This window comes from Streptomyces sp. KM273126, from assembly GCF_004337435.2.
GTDB classification, from domain to species: domain Bacteria; phylum Actinomycetota; class Actinomycetes; order Streptomycetales; family Streptomycetaceae; genus Streptomyces; species Streptomyces acidicola.
Window position 1 is genome coordinate 6110438 of record NZ_SJXB02000001.1, and the last position, 17481, is coordinate 6127918.

15 protein-coding genes are annotated in these 17481 nt (G+C 70.9%); 12 read left to right on the forward strand and 3 right to left on the reverse strand.

What is annotated here, in order from left to right:
* Nucleotides 1-3: 3 nt before the first annotated feature.
* Complete coding sequence (locus E0500_RS26110) at nt 4-2043, reverse strand: bifunctional aldolase/short-chain dehydrogenase (protein WP_131561759.1); 2040 nt, start codon at nt 2041-2043, stop codon at nt 4-6.
* A 147-nt stretch (nt 2044-2190) separates the two neighbouring features.
* A complete protein-coding gene (gene rhaI / locus E0500_RS26115; RefSeq protein WP_131561757.1) occupies nt 2191-3351 on the reverse strand; it encodes an L-rhamnose isomerase in 1161 nt (386 codons plus the stop codon).
* 285 nt (nt 3352-3636) lie between these two features.
* Here rhaI and E0500_RS26120 point away from each other — a divergent pair, with 285 nt between their 5' ends.
* The 12 genes from E0500_RS26120 (at nt 3637) to E0500_RS26175 (ending at nt 16189) form a co-directional block, all read left to right on the forward strand.
* Entirely contained in the window at nt 3637-5154 is a 1518-nt protein-coding gene (locus E0500_RS26120; RefSeq protein WP_131561755.1) for a sugar ABC transporter ATP-binding protein, read from the forward strand.
* Nucleotides 5151-6191, forward strand: coding sequence for an ABC transporter permease (locus E0500_RS26125; protein ID WP_131561754.1), 1041 nt, complete (start codon nt 5151-5153; stop codon nt 6189-6191). The genes E0500_RS26120 and E0500_RS26125 overlap by 4 nt, the downstream gene beginning before the upstream one ends.
* Nucleotides 6184-7179, forward strand: a complete 996-nt coding sequence (locus tag E0500_RS26130) for an ABC transporter permease (RefSeq protein ID WP_131561752.1) — start codon at nt 6184-6186, stop codon at nt 7177-7179. The genes E0500_RS26125 and E0500_RS26130 overlap by 8 nt, the downstream gene beginning before the upstream one ends.
* A 92-nt stretch (nt 7180-7271) precedes the next feature.
* Nucleotides 7272-8354, forward strand: coding sequence for a rhamnose ABC transporter substrate-binding protein (gene rhaS, locus E0500_RS26135; RefSeq protein WP_131561750.1), 1083 nt, complete (start codon nt 7272-7274; stop codon nt 8352-8354).
* A gap of 17 nt (nt 8355-8371) precedes the next feature.
* Complete coding sequence (locus E0500_RS26140) at nt 8372-8692, forward strand: L-rhamnose mutarotase (protein ID WP_131561748.1); 321 nt, start codon at nt 8372-8374, stop codon at nt 8690-8692.
* 70 nt (nt 8693-8762) lie between these two features.
* A complete protein-coding gene (locus E0500_RS26145; protein WP_131561746.1) occupies nt 8763-10190 on the forward strand; it encodes a BNR repeat-containing protein in 1428 nt (475 codons plus the stop codon).
* A gap of 125 nt (nt 10191-10315) precedes the next feature.
* Nucleotides 10316-11341, forward strand: a complete 1026-nt coding sequence (locus E0500_RS26150; RefSeq protein ID WP_131561744.1) for a LacI family DNA-binding transcriptional regulator — start codon at nt 10316-10318, stop codon at nt 11339-11341.
* A 101-nt stretch (nt 11342-11442) separates the two neighbouring features.
* Nucleotides 11443-12744, forward strand: a complete 1302-nt coding sequence (locus tag E0500_RS26155; RefSeq protein ID WP_131561742.1) for an alpha/beta fold hydrolase — start codon at nt 11443-11445, stop codon at nt 12742-12744.
* Nucleotides 12745-12776: 32 nt separating this feature from the next.
* Entirely contained in the window at nt 12777-13520 is a 744-nt protein-coding gene (locus E0500_RS26160) for a PIG-L deacetylase family protein (RefSeq protein WP_131561740.1), read from the forward strand.
* A 32-nt stretch (nt 13521-13552) separates the two neighbouring features.
* Complete coding sequence (gene sigJ, locus E0500_RS26165) at nt 13553-14497, forward strand: RNA polymerase sigma factor SigJ (RefSeq protein ID WP_131561738.1); 945 nt, start codon at nt 13553-13555, stop codon at nt 14495-14497.
* 27 nt (nt 14498-14524) lie between these two features.
* Nucleotides 14525-15355, forward strand: a complete 831-nt coding sequence (locus E0500_RS26170) for a pentapeptide repeat-containing protein (RefSeq protein WP_131561736.1) — start codon at nt 14525-14527, stop codon at nt 15353-15355.
* 108 nt (nt 15356-15463) lie between these two features.
* A complete protein-coding gene (locus E0500_RS26175) occupies nt 15464-16189 on the forward strand; it encodes a DUF2470 domain-containing protein (RefSeq protein WP_131561734.1) in 726 nt (241 codons plus the stop codon).
* On the opposite strand, the gene E0500_RS26180 is transcribed toward E0500_RS26175, so the two are convergent.
* A complete protein-coding gene (locus E0500_RS26180) occupies nt 16157-17383 on the reverse strand; it encodes a lactonase family protein (protein WP_131561732.1) in 1227 nt (408 codons plus the stop codon). The two genes, E0500_RS26175 and E0500_RS26180, sit on opposite strands and share 33 nt — an antisense overlap.
* Between the last annotated feature and the right edge of the window lie 98 nt (nt 17384-17481).

Genomic DNA, 17481 nt, shown 5'->3' on the forward strand with positions numbered 1-17481 from the left:
CAGTCATCGCAGGAAGGCGGCGGCGACACCGGCGTCGACCGGGACATGCAGCCCGGTGGTGTGCGTCAGGTCGCCGCCCGTCAGCGCGAACACCGCGTTCGCGACGTGCTCCGGCAGCACCTCCCGCTTGAGGATGGTCCGCTGGGCGTAGAACTCGCCCAGTTTCTCCTCCTGCACCCCGTACACCGCGGCGCGCTTCGCTCCCCACCCGCCGGCGAAGATCCCGGAGCCGCGCACGACCCCGTCCGGGTTGATCCCGTTGACGCGGATGCCGTGCTCGCCCAGCTCGGCGGCCAGCAGCCGCACCTGGTGCGCCTGGTCGGCCTTGGTGGCGGAGTACGCGATGTTGTTGGGCCCGGCGAAGACGGCGTTCTTCGAGGCGATGTAGACGATGTCGCCGCCGAGCTTCTGCCGGATCATCACCCGGGCCGCCTCGCGCGAGACGAGGAACGAGCCGCGGGCCATGATGTCGTGCTGGAGGTCCCAGTCCTTCGTGGTCGTCTCCAGCAGCGGCTTGGAGATGGAGATACCGGCGTTGTTGACGACGAGGTCGACCCCGCCGAAGGCGAGCACCGCCGCCTTGAAGGCCGCGACGATCTGCTCCTCGTCCGTGACGTCCACGGTGACGGAGACGGCCTTGTCGGGCCCGCCCAGCTCCTCGGCGACGGCGGCGGCGCCCTCGGCGTTCACATCGGCGACGACGACACACGCCCCCTCGGCCACGAGCCGCTGCGCGATGGCCTTCCCGATCCCGCTGCCCGCCCCTGTCACCAGCGCGACCCGTGTCGCGAGCGGCTTGGGCTTCGGCATCCGCTGGAGCTTGGCCTCCTCCAGGGCCCAGTACTCGATACGGAACTTCTCCGACTCCTCGATCGGCGCGTACGTCGACACGGCCTCGGCTCCGCGCATCACGTTGATCGCGTTGACGTAGAACTCACCGGCCACCCGGGCGGTCTGCTTGTCCTTGCCGAAGGAGAACATGCCCACGCCGGGGATCAGGACGATGGCCGGGTCGGCGCCGCGCATGGCGGGGGAGTCGGGCTCGGCGTGCCGCTGGTAGTAGGCGGCGTATTCCTCGCGGTACTCGGCGTGCAGCTCGCCCAGCCGGGCGACCGCCTCGGCCGGCGGAGCCGTGGGCGGCAGGTCCAGCACCAGCGGCCGCACCTTGGTGCGCAGGAAGTGATCGGGGCAGGACGTCCCCAGCGCCGCCAGCCGCGGGTGCTCGGCGCGGGCCACGAAGTCGAGGACGACCTCGGAGTCGTCGAAGTGCCCCACCTGCGGCCGGTCCTGCGAGGCGATCGCCCGGACGTACGGCGCGAGCGCGGCGGCGCGCTCCCGCCGCTCGGCCTCGGGCAGCGCGTCGTACCCCTCGATGACGGGCCCGAAGGGCTCGGGCCCGCCCCGCTCGGCGAGGAAGGCCTCGGCGGTCCGGATGATGTGCAGCGAGTTCCGCTCGCACTCCTCGGCGGTGTCACCCCACGCCGTGATCCCGTGCCCGCCGAGGACGCACCCGATGGCCCCCGGGTTGCCGGCCTTCACGGCGGCGATGTCCAGCCCGAGCTGGAACCCGGGCCGACGCCACGGCACCCACACCACGCTGTCCCCGAAGCACTCGGCGGTCAGCTTCTCCCCGTCGGCCGCACAGGCGAGTGCGATACCGGAGTCGGGGTGCAGGTGGTCCACGTGGGCCGCGTCCACGAGCCCGTGCATGGCCGTGTCGATGGAGGGAGCCGCACCGCCCTTCCCGTGCAGGCAGTAGTCGAACGCGGCCACCATCTCGTCCTCGCGCTCCACACCGGGATACACCTCGGTGAGCGCCCGCAGCCGGTCGAGGCGCAGCACGGCGAGCCCCGCTTCGGTGAGCGTGCCGAGGTCGCCCCCGGACCCCTTCACCCACATCAGTTCGACATCCCCGCCGGTCACCGGATCGGTCTCGGCGCCCTTCGCGGAGGCGTTGCCGCCGGCGTAGTTGGTGTTACGGGGATCGGCACCGAGCCGGTGCGAACGGGCGAGGAGGGCGGCGGCTTCGGGGTTGGGTGCCATGTGCTCTCAGTCCTTTTCAATGAAGGGTGCGTACGTGCGCGCCCCTGAGGGGCGCGGGGAACTGCGCGACCAGCCACAGCATGGCCCGCAGACGGCGACTGACCTCGTTTGGCAGACGAGTCCCGTCTGGCTCACCTGGCGGAGAGTTCACGCTCCCCACCCCGCTTGCTGCCCACCAACCCGCTCCTCCACGACCTTCGCGGCCCACCCGGACGCGGCGTACGCCGCCATGGGGTCGGGGTCCAACCCCATCTCCTCCCGCACCTCACGAAGCAACGGCCGCACATCGGTGTTGTAGGCGTCCATGAGCACGGCGTTGGCCCCCAGCACATCCCCGGCCACCTGCGCGGAGCGCAACGCCTCGCGGTCCACCAGCAGCGCCTTCGCCGTGGCCTCCTGCACGTTCATCACCGACCGGATGATCGCCGGGATCTTTGCCTCGATGTTGTGGCACTGGTCGAGCATGAACGCGACCTCGGGCGTGAACCCGCCACCGCGCACCACCTCGTACATGATCCGGAACAGCTGGAAGGGGTCCGCGGCCCCCACCATCAGGTCGTCGTCCGCGTAGAACCGCGAGTTGAAGTCGAACCCGCCGAGCTTGCCCTCCCGCAGCAGCGTGGCGACGATGAACTCGATGTTCGTGCCCGGCGCGTGGTGCCCCGTGTCGACGACGACCTGCGCCTTCGGCCCGAGCTTCAGGCAGTGGGCGTAGGCCGTGCCCCAGTCAGGGACGTCCGTCGAGTAGAAGGCGGGCTCGAAGAACTTGTACTCCAGCAGCATCCGCTGCCCCTCGCCGAGCCGCTCGTACACCTCGGCGAGACCTTCGGCGAGCCGGTCCTGGCGCTCCCGCACATCATCCTGACCGGGGTAGTTCGTACCGTCGGCGAACCACAGCTTCAGATCCCTCGAACCCGTCGCGTCCATGATGCCGACGCACTCCAGCAGATGATCAACGGCCTTGCGCCGCACCGCCGCGTCGGGGTGGCAGATGCTCCCCAGCTTGTAGTCGTCGTCCTGGAAGGTGTTGGAGTTGATCGCGCCCAGCTTCACACCGCGGTCCTCGGCGTACTCCGCAAGCGCCGCATAGTCGTCCACCGTGTCCCACGGGATGTGCAGCGCCACGGTCGGCGCGACACCGGTGTACTCGTGCACCTTCGCGGCGTCGTCCAGTTTCTCCCGTGGAGTGCGGGGGACTCCCGCCTGCGCGAACACCTTGAAGCGGGTCCCCGAGTTCCCGTACGCCCACGACGGCGTCTCGACGGCCTGGGTCTTGAGCGCGGCCTTCACCGCGGCGAGCTCGGTCACTTCAGGGCTCCTGTGACATCGGGTCCGGACAACGGGTGACGGCCGTCTGGAAGGACGTCCGTCTGAAACGATTCAGAAAGTGAAGCTAGGAGGCCCCGGAGGGGCTGTCAACCCCTCACGCGCAGAGTGTCCGTCGTGACCAGGATGTGACCTCTGGCTATCGAAAGAATTTCGATACGAACCCATTGACGCGACGTGCACGTCGTGCCTAACGTCCCGGCAACCCAGTTGAAACCTTTCACGACGCCGTGAGGCCCGACCTGCGGGCGTCGTCGAGGAGCCCCCATGACCCTCCCGTCCGACACGGGTCCGGCCCCGGTGCTGGCGCTCAGGGACATCTCGAAGTCCTTCGGAGCGGTGCGCGCCCTGCGCGACGTGTCCCTGGAGCTGTTCCCCGGAGAGGTGCACGCCCTCGCGGGTGAGAACGGCGCGGGCAAGTCGACCCTCATCAAGACGCTCGCCGGGGTGCACCGTCCGGACGCCGGCCAGGTGCTGCTGGACGGTGAGCCGACCGTCTTCCACGGCCCGGCCGACGCCCGTGACGCCGGCATCGCCGTGATCTACCAGGAGCCCACGCTCTTCCCCGACCTGTCGATCGCCGAGAACATCTTCATGGGCCGCCAGCCCAAGCGCGCCCTCGGCCGTATCGACCACAAGGCCACACACGCCGCCACCCTCGCCCTGATGCGGCGCCTCGGCGTCGAGCTCGACCCCGACCGCCCGGCCCGCGGACTGTCCATCGCGGACCAGCAGATCGTCGAGATCGCCAAGGCGCTCTCCTTCGACGCCCGGGTCCTGATCATGGACGAGCCCACCGCGGCCCTCACCGGCAGCGAGGTAGCCCGTCTCTTCGGTGTCGTCCGCACGCTGCGCGAGCAGGGCGCCGCCGTGCTGTTCATCTCGCACCGCCTTGAGGAGATCTTCCAGATCTGCGGGCGGGTCACGACCCTGCGCGACGGCGCCTGGATCTCCAGCGAGCCGGTCGACGGTATGACCGAGGACGACCTCGTGCGCCGTATGGTCGGCCGCGACCTCGAAGAGCTCTACCCGAAGCAGGAGGTCGAGGCGGGCGAGGTGGCGCTGAGCGTGCGCCGGCTGACCCGGGAGGGCGTCTTCACCGACGTCTCCTTCGATGTGCGGCGCGGCGAGATCGTCGGCCTGGCCGGACTCGTCGGCGCCGGGCGCACGGAGGTCGCCCGTGCCGTGTTCGGCGTCGACCGCTGGGACGCGGGCGAGGTCGAGGTCGACGGGAAGGCGCTGACGAACGGCGCCCCCTCCACCGCCATGGCCGCCGGGCTCGCGCTCGTCCCCGAGGACCGCCGTGCCCAGGGCCTGGTGATGGACATGTCCATCGAGCGCAACATCGGCCTCACCGGCCTGCGCACCACCGTGAAGGCCGGCCTGATGGACCGTGGCGCCGAACGCAGCCGCTCCCTCGACTGGGCCGTGAAGCTCCAGGTCAAGTACGCGCGGATCGCTGACACCGTCTCCACACTGTCCGGCGGCAACCAGCAGAAGGTCGTTCTCGCCAAGTGGCTGGCCACCGGCCCCAAGGTACTGATCGTCGACGAGCCCACCCGTGGCATCGACGTCGGCACGAAGGCCGAAGTGCACCGACTGCTCAGCGAGTTGGCCGCCGACGGGGTGGCCGTCCTGATGATCTCCTCCGACCTGCCCGAGATCCTCGGCATGGCCGACCGTGTGCTCGTGATGCACGAGGGCCGCCTCACCGCCGAGATCCCCCGCTCCGACGCCACCGAGGAATCCGTGATGGCCGCAGCCACGGGGAGGGCCGCCGCATGACGGTGACCGCCCCGAACCCAGCCCCCGCCGCCCAGGTGCCCAAGTCCAGCGGCACCCGGCTCGTGGACCGCGTCTTCAAGATGCGCGAACTCGCCATCCTGCTCGTCTTCCTGGTGATGATCGTCATCACCCAGCTGGGCAACAGCGAGTTCCTCACCGAGCAGGGCATCAAGGACCTGCTGCTCAACGCGACCATCCTCGTGCTGGTCGCCACCGGTCAGTCGCTGGTCGTCATCACCCGGAACGTCGACCTGTCGGTCGGCTCCACGCTCGGCATCAGCGCCTTCGCCGCCGGCACATACCTCCAGGGCGGCGGGAACACGCTCGTGGCCGTGGTCCTGGCGGTCCTGATGGGCGTCGGCTTCGGCCTGCTCAACGGGCTCCTCGTCAGCCTCGGCCAGGTACCCGCGCTCGTCGTCACACTCGGCACGCTGTACATCATCCGCGGCATCGACTCGATCTGGGTCGGCTCCCGCCAGATCACGGCGGCCGACCTCCCGGACGGATTTGTGAACTTCGGCTCCGGCGGCATCTCCGCGGTGCCGTGGCTGGCGCTGATCGCGCTCGCGGTGCTCGTGGCGACGGCGTACTACCTCAAGCACTTCGGCGGTGGCCGCGAGCTGTACGCGCTCGGGTCGAACCCGGAGGCCGCCCGGCTCGCCGGCATCCCGGTCCGCAAGCGGATCCTCGCCGCCTACACCTTCTGCGGCGCCCTCGCCGGACTCGCGGGCGCCCTGTACCTGGCGCGCTTCGGCAACGTCGACTCCGGCACCGGCAACGGCTACGAACTCACCGTCGTCAGCGCCGTCGTGGTCGGTGGCGTCGTCTTCACCGGCGGCTCCGGCAGCGTCTACGGTGCCGCGCTCGGCGCCCTGCTGCTGACCTCCATCAACAGCGTGCTGCCCGCCCTCGGCGTCAGCTCGGTGTGGGTGCTCGCGATCAACGGCATCCTGCTCATCCTCGCCATCGCGGTCGACCGGATCGTCGCCCTGCGCGTGGCCTCCGCCCTGAAGAAGAGGAACGCCCGCCATGGCTGACTCGACGCATCCGCGCGCCGGCCGCTGGTCCGCCTCCCTGAGGTGGGACGGGGCCGTCGGCGCCCTCCTCATCGTGGTCCTGCTGCTGTCCTTCGGCACCGTCGACGGTTTCGGCAACGCCCTCAACCTGTCGTTCCTGATCGGCAACACCCTGCCGATCGCGCTGATCGCCCTGCCGATGACCCTGCTCGTGGTCTCGGGCGAGATCGACCTCTCGGTGGCCTCGACGGCCGGTCTGTCCGGCGCGGTGATGGGCGCCCTGTGGAACCAGGGCATGGCCATCGAGACGATCATCCCGGTCTGCTTGCTGCTCGGCGTGGTGTGCGGCCTCGTCAACGGCCTCCTCGTCACCCGGCTCGGGCTGCCCTCCCTCGCCGTCACCATCGGCACCCTCGCCGCCTACCGGGGCATCGCGCAGATCGTGCTCGGCTCCGACGCGGTGACCGACTTCCCCACCCAGTACCTGGACTTCGCGGCCGGACGCATCGGGGACACCTTCGTCCCGTACGCCTTCCTGCCCTTCCTGGTGCTGCTCGCGATCGCCGTGGTCGCGCTGCACGCCACCCCGTTCGGGCGGTCGCTGTTCGCGATCGGCGCGAGCGAGGAGGCCGCACGGTTCGCGGGCATCCGCGTCAGGCGGCAGAAGCTCATCCTGTTCACGGTGACCGGCCTGATGGCCTCCCTCACCGGCATCTTCTGGGCGCTGCACTACGCCAGCGCCCGCTACGACAACGCCACGGGCCTCGAACTCTCCGTCGTGGCGGCGGTGCTGCTCGGCGGCATCGACTTCGACGGCGGCAAGGGCACGCTGGGCGGCGCGATCGCCGGTGTGTTCCTGCTGGGGGCGCTGCAGAACGTCATGAGCCTGTCGGACGTCTCCGCGCAGTCGCAGATCGTCGTCACCGGCGTCCTGCTCGTTCTCTCCGTGCTGGGCCCCCGGGTCGCACGGCAGATCTCGGCAGCGAGGGCCGCGCGCTCCACCGGATAGGCCCGCCCCCACGCGGCGGAGCCGCACACCGAAACAGCACCGTTCCCCACACGGGGCGCCACCCGCTCCCCTCCGTCCAAAGGACCCACACCATGCGCAAGTCATCCATCCGCCGTGCCTGTGCGGCCCTCGCCGCCGTCACCTCCCTCACCCTCGCGGCCACCGCCTGCGGCGGCACCACCAAGAAGGACGTCAGCGAGGAGAACGCCTCCGCCGCCTCGGACGCCAAGGCCAACCCCGACGCCGAGCTGAAGAAGGGCCTGACCGTCGGCTTCCTGCCGAAGCAGGTCAACAACCCGTACTTCACCTCCGCCGACAAGGGCGGCGAGGCGGCCGTGAAGGAGCTGGGCTCCAGCTACAAGGAGGTCGGCCCGTCCAGCGCCACCGACACCGCCGGCCAGGTGAACTACGTCAACACCCTCACCCAGCAGCAGGTCGACGCGATGGCCGTGTCCGCGCAGGACCCGGGCGCCCTGTGCACCGCGCTCAAGCAGGCCATGAAGAACGACATCAAGGTCGTCACCTACGACTCCGACACCAAGGCCGACTGCCGCAACGCCTTCGTCTCGCAGGCCAGCGCCGAGGACCTCGGCCGCACCGAGGTCCAGCTGCTCGCCGAACAGATCGGCTACAAGGGTGAGTTCGCGATCCTGTCCGCCGCGCAGACCGCGACGAACCAGAACACCTGGATCGACTTCATGAAGGACGAGCTCAAGGACCCCAAGTACAAGGACATGAAGCTCGTCAAGGTCGCCTACGGTGACGACGACGCCCAGAAGTCCTTCCAGCAGACCCAGGGCCTGCTCCAAGAGTACCCGGACCTGAAGGGGATCATCTCCCCGACCACCGTCGGCATCAAGGCGGCCGCCCAGTACCTGTCGGGCTCCAAGTACAAGGGCAAGGTCAAGCTGACGGGTCTCGGCACCCCGAACGACATGCGCAAGTACATCAAGAACGGCACGGTCGACGCGTTCGAGCTGTGGGACCCGGCGAAGCTCGGCGAGCTGGCCGCCCGTACGGCCGTGGCGCTGGTCTCCGGTCAGATCACCGGCAAGGAGGGCGAGACGTTCACGGCCGGTGACATGGGCGAGTACACCATCGGCAAGGACGGCGTGATCAGCCTCGGCAAGCCGACCGTGTTCGACGAGAAGAACATCGACCAGTTCGACTTCTGATCCCCGGAGGGTCGTTGATGAAGCGCGTGTGCTTCCTGCTGAAGGTGCGGGCGGACCGCCTCGACGAGTACCGCGAGCGGCACGCCGCCGTGTGGCCCGAGATGCGTGAGGCGCTCTCGGCCACCGGCTGGCACAACTACTCGCTCTTCCTGCGCGAGGACGGTCTGCTGGTCGGCTACCTGGAGACCGAGGACTTCGAGGCCGCCCGGGCCGGCATGGAGGCCACCGGCGTCAACGCCCGCTGGCAGGCGGAGATGGCGCCGTTCTTCGAGTCGCTGGACGGCGCCAGGCCCGACGAAGCCATGAAACCCCTCACCGAGGTGTTCCACCTGCCCTGACCCCGCCGGCTCGTCCCACCGCTCGTTCGCCTCCCTCCGCACAGGAGTCCCCACACAGGAGCCCCCGGACATGAGAAGACGCACTCTGCTGGCGACCGCCCTGCTGAGCACCGCGGCCACCCCCAGCCTCAACGGTGTCGCCCGAGCCGCCGCCCCCGGCCCCTCGCTCACCCCGGCCGGCAGCACCACCCTCGACACGAGGGCCATCTACTTCGTGTCGTACGACGGCCTGGTCAACAACAACTCGTTCCAGAAGAACGGGCTGCTGACCTACAAGGGCCACCAGTACGCCGCCTGGTACACCGCCGACCGCAACGCCGTCGTGGGCGGCCGCGTCCTCGGGGCGAGCACCTGGGAGACCGTCAAGGTCGGTCACACCCTCAGGTACGACGACTCGCACAACGTCATCTCCATGGGTGTCTCCAGGGCCGACGGCCGGCTGCACCTCAACATGGACTCCCACAGCGACGGCTTCACCTACGTCAAGTCCGTGGCCGGGCTCATGGACAACCCGTCCGGGCTGAGCTGGACCGCCAGCCGTTTCGGCGTCCCGCAGTCCACGCTCGACGGGCTCGCGCTCACCTCGCAGTTCACGTACCCGCAGTTCGTCTCCACGCCCGAGGGGAAGCTCCAGCTGAGCTACCGCGTCGCCGTCTCCGGCAACGGCCGCAACGCGCTGGCCGAGTACGACGGCACGTCCTGGACCGCACTCGGCGAGTGGACCAGCTCCACCGGCACGTACACCAGCGAGCACGGCTCCAGCACGGCCCGCAACATGTACCTGCACGGCATCGACTACGACAGGAACGGGCGCCTGCACGCGTTCTTCACCTGGCGCGAGCAGAACAGCGCGGTGATGTGCAGCGGCGGCGGCATCACCAACCACGACACCGGCTACGTCTACTCCGACGACCGCGGCCGTACCTGGCGCAACAACGCGGGCACCGTCGTCGGCACCACCGGCGGCTCCGACAAGGTCTCCGTCACCGACCCCGGGCTGGTCGTGGACCCGCTCAATCCGGACCACTCGCTGATGAACCAGGAGAGCCAGTTCACGGACTCGGCCGGTCTGCCGCACGCCGTCATCAGCTACGTGCCCGGCCGCTTCGGCCAGTGCACCACGAACTACGTCACCGACCGCACGAACAACGGCCGCGCCTTCCACGTCCGCAAGAACTCCTCCGGCACGTGGCAGAAGACCGAGATACCGGTCCCGCTGAACTCCAGCCAGCGCACCAAACTGATCCTCGACAGGTACGACAACGCGTACGCGATCCTCCCCTTCTGCCGTGTCGCCGGGGCCTCCAAGGCGTCCGGGTACACGGACTGGACGATCCTGTACGACGGCGTCGGCGCCGGACTGAACGCCTTCGGCGAGGTCGTGATCGACGAGACGCGGGTCGCCCAGGACAACGTCCTGTCGATCATGTACCAGGTGAGGTCCAGCGGTACGACGCCCTCGGCGCTGCGCACCCTCGACTTCCGCCTGCCCGTCTGATCCATGGCGCCGTGACCGGGAGACCGTGACCGGCGCCGCTGTGGCGGGTGCGCTGGTCACGGCGCCACGAAGGTAATGTGAACGCGCACCCGCCGCTCCGTAACTCCCCTGGAGGTCCTCGACCGATGGCCCAGTCGGTGGGTATCAAGGACGTCGCCCGTGCCGCCGGAGTCTCCGTGGGCACGGTGTCGAACGTGATCAACCGCCCGGACACGGTCGCGTCCGAGACCCGTGCCCGTGTGCTGTCGGCGATAGAGCGCCTCGGCTATGTCCGCAGCGAGTCGGCACGCCAGCTGAGGGCCGGGCGCAGCCGCATCATGGGCCTGCTCGTGCTCGACATGGGCAACCCCTTCTTCGTGGACGTGGCGCGCGGCGCCGAGCGGGCCGCACGCGAGGCCGGGCTCGGCGTGATGGTCTGCAACAGCGCGCAGAGCGCGAGCGAGGAGGCCGAGTACCTGTCCCTCTTCGCGGAGCAGCGGGTCCGGGGCGTCCTGCTGACCCCCGCCGACGCGACCGGCCGCAACATCAAGACGTTCCGCCGCCACGGCATCCCCTTCGTCCTCGTCGACCGGGTGGCCGAGGGCACCACCGAGTGCTCGGTGTCCGTCGACGACGTCGCGGGCGGCGCGCTCGCCGTACGGCATCTGGTGGACGCCGGACACCGCTCCATCGCGTACGTCAGCGGCCCGCCCGGCCTCAACCAGGTCCGCGACCGCCGCACCGGCGCCCTGAACGCGCTGGCCGAGGCCGGGCTGGGCCCCGACTCCCTGCGCGAGCTGCCCACCGAGCGGCTCGACGTGGCCGCGGGCCGCGACGCCGGCGCCCGGCTCCTCGGCCTCGCCGACCGCCCGACCGCCGTGTTCTGCGCCAACGACCTCCTCGCCCTCGGCGTGCTGCAGGCCGTGTTCGCGGCTGGGGTCAGCGTGCCGGACGACCTCGCGATCGTCGGCTACGACGACATCGAGTTCGCCGCCGCCGCGGCCGTCCCCCTCACCTCCGTACGGCAACCCGCCGTGACCCTGGGCGCCATGGCCGCGGAGCTGCTCCTGGAGGAGACCGAGGCGGAGACGGCACCGGCGGTGCACGAGCACAAGCGGGTCGTCCTCCAGCCTGAACTGGTGGTGCGCAGCTCCAGCCTGTCGGCGCGCTGACCGCCCGTTTCGTGGATTTTCTTGATCCACGGGGTCGGCCACGCGAAGAATCTGTGGTGGACTGGTGGGCGCCCTGGAAACCGTACGTCTCGGGAGCCCCGTTGACCGCCAGCTACCGCCAGCCCGGTGTCGTCCTCACCGACCGCCGCTTCACCGTGCCCCTCGACCACGACGACCCGGCAGGGGAACGGATCGAGCTCTACGCGCGTGAAGTCGTAGCGAGCGACAAGACGGACCAGGACCTGCCCTGGCTGGTCTACCTCCAGGGCGGGCCCGGCTTCGGCGCGAACCGGTTCGTCGGCACACAGGCCTGGCTCGGCCGCGCCCTTGAGGAGTTCCGCGTTCTGCTGCTCGACCAGCGTGGCACCGGCGCCTCCACGCCCGCCAACCGGCAGACCCTCCCGCTGCGCGGCGGCCCCCGCGAGCAGGCCGACTACCTGGCGCACTTCCGCGCCGACTCCATCGTCCGCGACTGTGAGGCCGTCCGCCCCGAGGTCACCGGTGGCGCCCCCTGGACCGTACTCGGCCAGAGCTTCGGCGGCTTCTGCACGGTCAGCTACCTGTCCACCGCACCCGAGGGACTGAGCGCCGCCGTCATCACCGGAGGTCTGCCCTCCCTCGACGCACACGCGGACGACGTCTACCGCGCCGCCTACCCGCGCATCGAACGCAAGGTCGCCGCCCACTACGCCCGCTACCCTCAGGACGTCGAGCGGGCCCGCCGGATCGCCGAGCACCTGCTCGCGCACGAGGTCGTCCTGCCGAACGGCTACGGGCTCACCGTCGAGGCCTTCCAGTCCCTCGGCATCGCCCTCGGCAGGAGCGACGGCAGTGCGCGTCTGCACTACCTCCTGGAGGACGCCTTCGTCCGCACCGGGCAGGGCCCCGCACTGTCCGACGCCTTCCAGGAGGAGATCCTGGGGCTGCTGTCGTTCGCGGGCCACCCGCTGTACGCGCTCGTCCACGAGGCCTGCTACGGGCAGGGCGAGCGGCCCACCGCCTGGTCCGCGGAGCGGGTGCGCGCCGAGTTCCCGCAGTTCGACGCGGCCAAGACGCTTACCGGGGACGGCCCGCTGCTGTTCACCGGCGAGTCCGTCCACCCCTGGAACTTCGACACCGACCCGGCCCTGCGCCCCCTGCGTGAGACCGCGGAGGAGCTGGCCGCCCGCACCGACTGGAAGCCCCTGTACGACCCGGCCCGGCTCGCCGTCAACGAGGTGCCGGTCGCGGCAGCCGTCTACCACGACGACATGTACGTCGACACCGCACACTCGCTGCAGACGGCCCGCGTGATCCGCGGCCTGCGCACCTGGGTCACCGACGAGTACGAGCACGACGGGGTACGGGCCTCCGGGCCCCGCGTCCTGGACCGGCTGCTGGCGCTGACGCGGGACGAGGTCTGACCGTTGTCAGTGCCGCGGGTTACTGTGCGGTCATGACGGAGCCGACGAACGACCAGCTGGAGCCCATGCCGGAGGACTGGCAGCGCGCCCTCGCCGTCGTGGCCCACCCGGACGACCTCGAATACGGCGGCTCGGCGGCCATCGCCGCGTGGACCGAGGGGGGCCGCGAGGTCACCTACGTCCTCGCCACCCGCGGCGAGGCCGGCATCGACACGCTGGAGCCCCACGAGTGCGGCCCGCTGCGCGAGCGGGAGCAGCGGGCCGGCGCGGCGGCCGTGGGCGTGACCGAGGTGGAGTTCCTCGACCACAGGGACGGCGTCATCGAGTACGGCCCCGCGCTGCGCCGGGACATCGCGGCCGCCATCCGCAGACACCGGCCCGAGCTGGTCATCACCCTCAACCACCGCGACACCTGGGACGGCACCGCCTGGAACACCCCCGACCATGTGGCCGTGGGCCGCGCCACCCTGGACGCGGCGGCCGACGCCGGCAACCGCTGGATCTTCCCCGAGCTCACCGAGCAGGGCCTGGAGCCCTGGAACGGCGTCCGCTGGGTCGCCGTCGCCGCCTCCGCGACGCCCACCCACGCGGCGGACGCCACTCGGGGACTCGATCACGCGGTGCGTTCTCTGCTCGAACACCGCACCTACATCGAGGCGTTGACCGACCAGGAACCCGAGGCGTACGCCCGAGAGTTCCTGGCCGGGGAGGCCCGGGCCGCGGGTGAGCGCTTCGGCGGGAAACCGGCCGTGGCGTTCGAACTGTTCACCCGATGACCGACGCTGCGGAACCGAGGGGAGAGCGACCGATGGCCGAGGAGGAACTGCTCGCCGAACGGTTCGAGGAGCACCGAGGTCATCTCCGCGCGGTGGCCTACCGGATGCTCGGCTCGCTCAGCGAGGCCGAGGACGCCGTGCAGGAGGCGTGGCTGCGGCTCAGCCGCTCCGACACGAGCGATGTGCACAACCTCGGGGGCTGGCTGACGACCGTGACCGGACGGGTGTGCCTGGACATGCTGCGCTCGCGCCGCACCCGGCGCGAGGAGTCCATGGACGCGTACGAGACGTTCGTGCCCGATCCGGTCGTCCGCTCCCTGGACCGGGTGGACCCCGAGCAGGAGGTGCTGCAGGCGGACGCCGTCGGACTCGCGCTGCTGGTGGTGATGGAGACGCTGGAGCCCGCCGAGCGGCTCGCGTTCGTGCTCCACGACATGTTCGCGGTGCCCTTCGACGACATCGCGCCGGTCGTGGACCGTTCCACGGCCGCGACCCGGCAGCTCGCCAGCCGCGCCCGGCGCCGCGTGCAGGGTTCCGTACCCGCCTCGGACCCCGATCTGGCACGGCAGAGACAGGTGGTCGACGCCTTCCTCGCCGCCTCGCGCGGCGGGGACTTCGAAGCGCTGCTGTCGGTGCTCGACCCCGAGGTGGTGCTGCGCGCCGACGCCGGAGCCCTGGCCGTGGGCGCGGCGGCGTCCAAGCAGGTGCGGGGCAGGCAGTCGGTGGCCGAAGGGGCCTTCATGTTCCGGCAGTTGTCGCAGTACGCGCGGCCGGTGCTCGTCAACGGATCGGTGGGCCTGCTCACGGTCGTCGACGGCACACCCGTGTCGGTCGCGAGCTTCACGGTGGTGGACGGGAAGATCACCGCGATGCACATCCTGTCGGACCCGGAGCGACTCGCAGGGCTCGGTCTCGTGGCGCCGGCCGCCGACCGGCCCGCGTCCTCCACCGGGGACAGCCCCGGGTCGGAGGGATGAGAACGCGTCGTCGTTAGGCTGAACCGCATGGAACAGACAAGCGCCGACCGCCCCCTGGACCTGCGAGCCGACTGCTCCCGGTGCTTCGGGCTGTGCTGTGTGGCCCTGGCCTTCGCCGCCTCGGCGGACTTCGCCGTCGACAAGGCGGCCGGCGAGCCGTGCGCCAACCTCCGGGAGGACTTCCGCTGCGGCATCCACACCGAGTTGCGGCAGAAGGGCTTCACCGGCTGCACGGTCTACGACTGCTTCGGCGCCGGACAGAAGGTCTCCCAGGTCACCTTCGGCGGGCAGGACTGGAGGACGGGATCGCGTGCGGACGCGCGGCGGATGTTCGACGTGTTCCCTGTCGTACGCCAACTCCACGAGCTGCTCCGGTACTTGGCGGAGGCTCTGACTCTGACCGCCGCCAGTGAAGTCCACGCGGACATACGCGCCCTGCTCGACGAGACCGAACGGCTCACCCTCGGAACCCCGCAGGAGCTGGGGGAGTTGGACGTCCCCGCGCACCGGCAGCGCGCCAACGTCCTGCTGCTGCGTGCGAGCGAGCTGACGAGGGCGGGTGCGGGCCGCCGGAAGCAGCGCCGGGGTGCCGATCTGATCGGAGCCCGCCTGAGGGGTGCCGACCTCCGCAAGGCCGACCTGCGCGGCGCGTACCTCATCGCCGCCGACCTGACGGGGGCCGACCTGCGGGGTGCGGACCTGATCGGCGCCGATCTGAGGGACGCCGACCTCACCGGCGCCGACCTGACCGGCGCCTTCTTCCTCACCCAGCCCCAGCTCGACTCGGCCCGGGGGAGCGTCGGGACGAGGCTGCCGGTGACGGTCACCCGCCCCGCTCACTGGACAGCGGGGTCCTGACACGGGTGTCGGCCGCGTGGAGCGGATCGCTCACGGTGTGCCGGGAGATGGTTGGCGTACACCCCGATCTCCGATAGGTTAGGCAAGGCTTACCTAAGGGAGGTTGGGATGGCTGACGGTCAGACCTGGACGGCCGCACCCACCGCGGCCGAGCGCGCCCGCTCGGTGCTCGCCGCGGCGTGGTCCTGCGCGGTGACCGCGGAAGGCGGACGCGAGGAGTTCGTCGGCGCGCACACCGCGGCAGAGGACGGCCGTGTGCTGCTGCACGTGCCGGAGGACAGCAGGCTCGCCGCGGCCGCCGTCTGCGCCCCGCGCGGCGAGCCCTCCGCGGTGCTGGAGTTCGCCGACGTGGCACCCGTGGCCATGCGGGACCGTATCCGTACCCGGCTCTGGATGGCCGGCTGGTTCGCCCCCGAGGACGGGCGGCTCGCGTTCCGGCCCACGCGGGTCGTGCTGCGCCTGTCGACCGGCGCGGTCGTCGTCGACCTCGACGAGTACGCCGCCGCCACGCCCGACCCGCTCGCCACGGCCGAGTTCCACCTGCTCACCCACCTCGCCGAAGCCCACCCCGACGCGGTCGAACGGCTCACCCGCCTCGTCGACCCCGACAGCCTGCAGGGCGCCGTCCGCGTCCAGCCGCTGGCCGTCGACCGGCACGGCATCACCCTGCGCATCGAGCGGGCCCGCGACAACGGCGACGTGCGCCTGACCTTCCACCGGCCCGCCGACGACCTGGCGCAGCTCACCGAGCGCATGCACACGCTGCTCGCCCAGGCCGGTGCCGCTCGCCGCCCCCGGGCACTACAGCGGCAGCGCACAGACGGCGACGGGTGACGCGAACGGCTCTCCCGCGCGCCGGAGCCCACCGCTCTCGCGGTCCACGTGGAAGACACTGACCGCGTTCGACCGCTGGAGCGAGGCGAACAGCAGCGTCCCGTCGGGCGAGAACGCGATCTGACGCGGGAAGTCCCCGCCCACCGGCACCGTGTCCATCAGTTTCAGCCGCGCCCCGCCCGCCTCGACCGCGTAGCGCGTCAGGCTGTCGTGGCCGCGATTGGCGAGATAGGCGTACGACCCGTCCGCCGTCACCAGGAGCTGTGCGGGATAGTTCGTGCCGGAACCCGTCCCCGTGGACTGCGGCTCACCCGGGGTCAGCCGGCCGCTGCCCGGGTCGTAGCCGCACACCACGACCGTGTTGTCGAGCTCGCCCGCGAGGTACGCGTGGCGGCCCCCCGGGTGGAACGTCAGATGCCGGGGCCCGGCGCCCGGCCGCGTCCGCGCCCGCGAGACCTCCGTGAGCGTGCCCTTCGCCTCGTCGAGCCGGTACGTGTACACGGTGTCCGTGCCGAGGTCCACGGCGAGGACATGGCCTCCGTCGGGGCTGGTGACGATCTGGTGCGCGTGCGGGCCCTCCTGCCCCGGCCCGGGCGCCGGACTGTCGTGCACGACGCGGTCCGTGCGCTCGCCGAGCGCACCCGAACCGTCGATGGGGTGCACGGCCACACTGCCCGAGCCGTAGTCGGCGCTGAGCAGCCAGCGCCCGCTCGGGTGCACCGACAGATGGCAGGGGGCCGCGCCACCGGTGCTCCGGGTGCCGAGGACACGGTGGTCGGAGAGCCGTACGGCGGTCACAGTGCCCTCGGTCCGCTCATTGACGGCGTACAGCGTGCGGCCGTCCGGATGCGCCGCGAGGTACGACGGATCGGCGACACCGGTGATGGTCTGCCCGCCCTTGATGCCGCCGGTCTGCGCGTCGTACGTCGCCACGCGGATACCGTCGCCGCCCCCCTCGGCCGAGGTGTACGTGCCGATGTAGAGCGGGTGCGGGCCCGTGGGGCGCGGGGAGGGAGCGGTGCTCTGCGCGGAAGGGGACGCGGAGGCTCCCGGCGTGGCAGGCGCGGCGCCGTCGGTCGCGGTGGTGGACCCGGAGCATCCCGCCAGCGACACCGGGACGGCGGACGCTGTGACCGCCGTCAGCAAACGGCGCCTGGTCCATTCGCGTCGGTCCCGCGCCGGTTCACTCGTCACTGGCCGCACCTCGGTCCCTCGGTCGTCGTCCTGTCCGTGATCCACTTTCACCCGCGAGACCTCCGAAGCGCAAAACACAGCGGTGGGCGCGCGCCTGA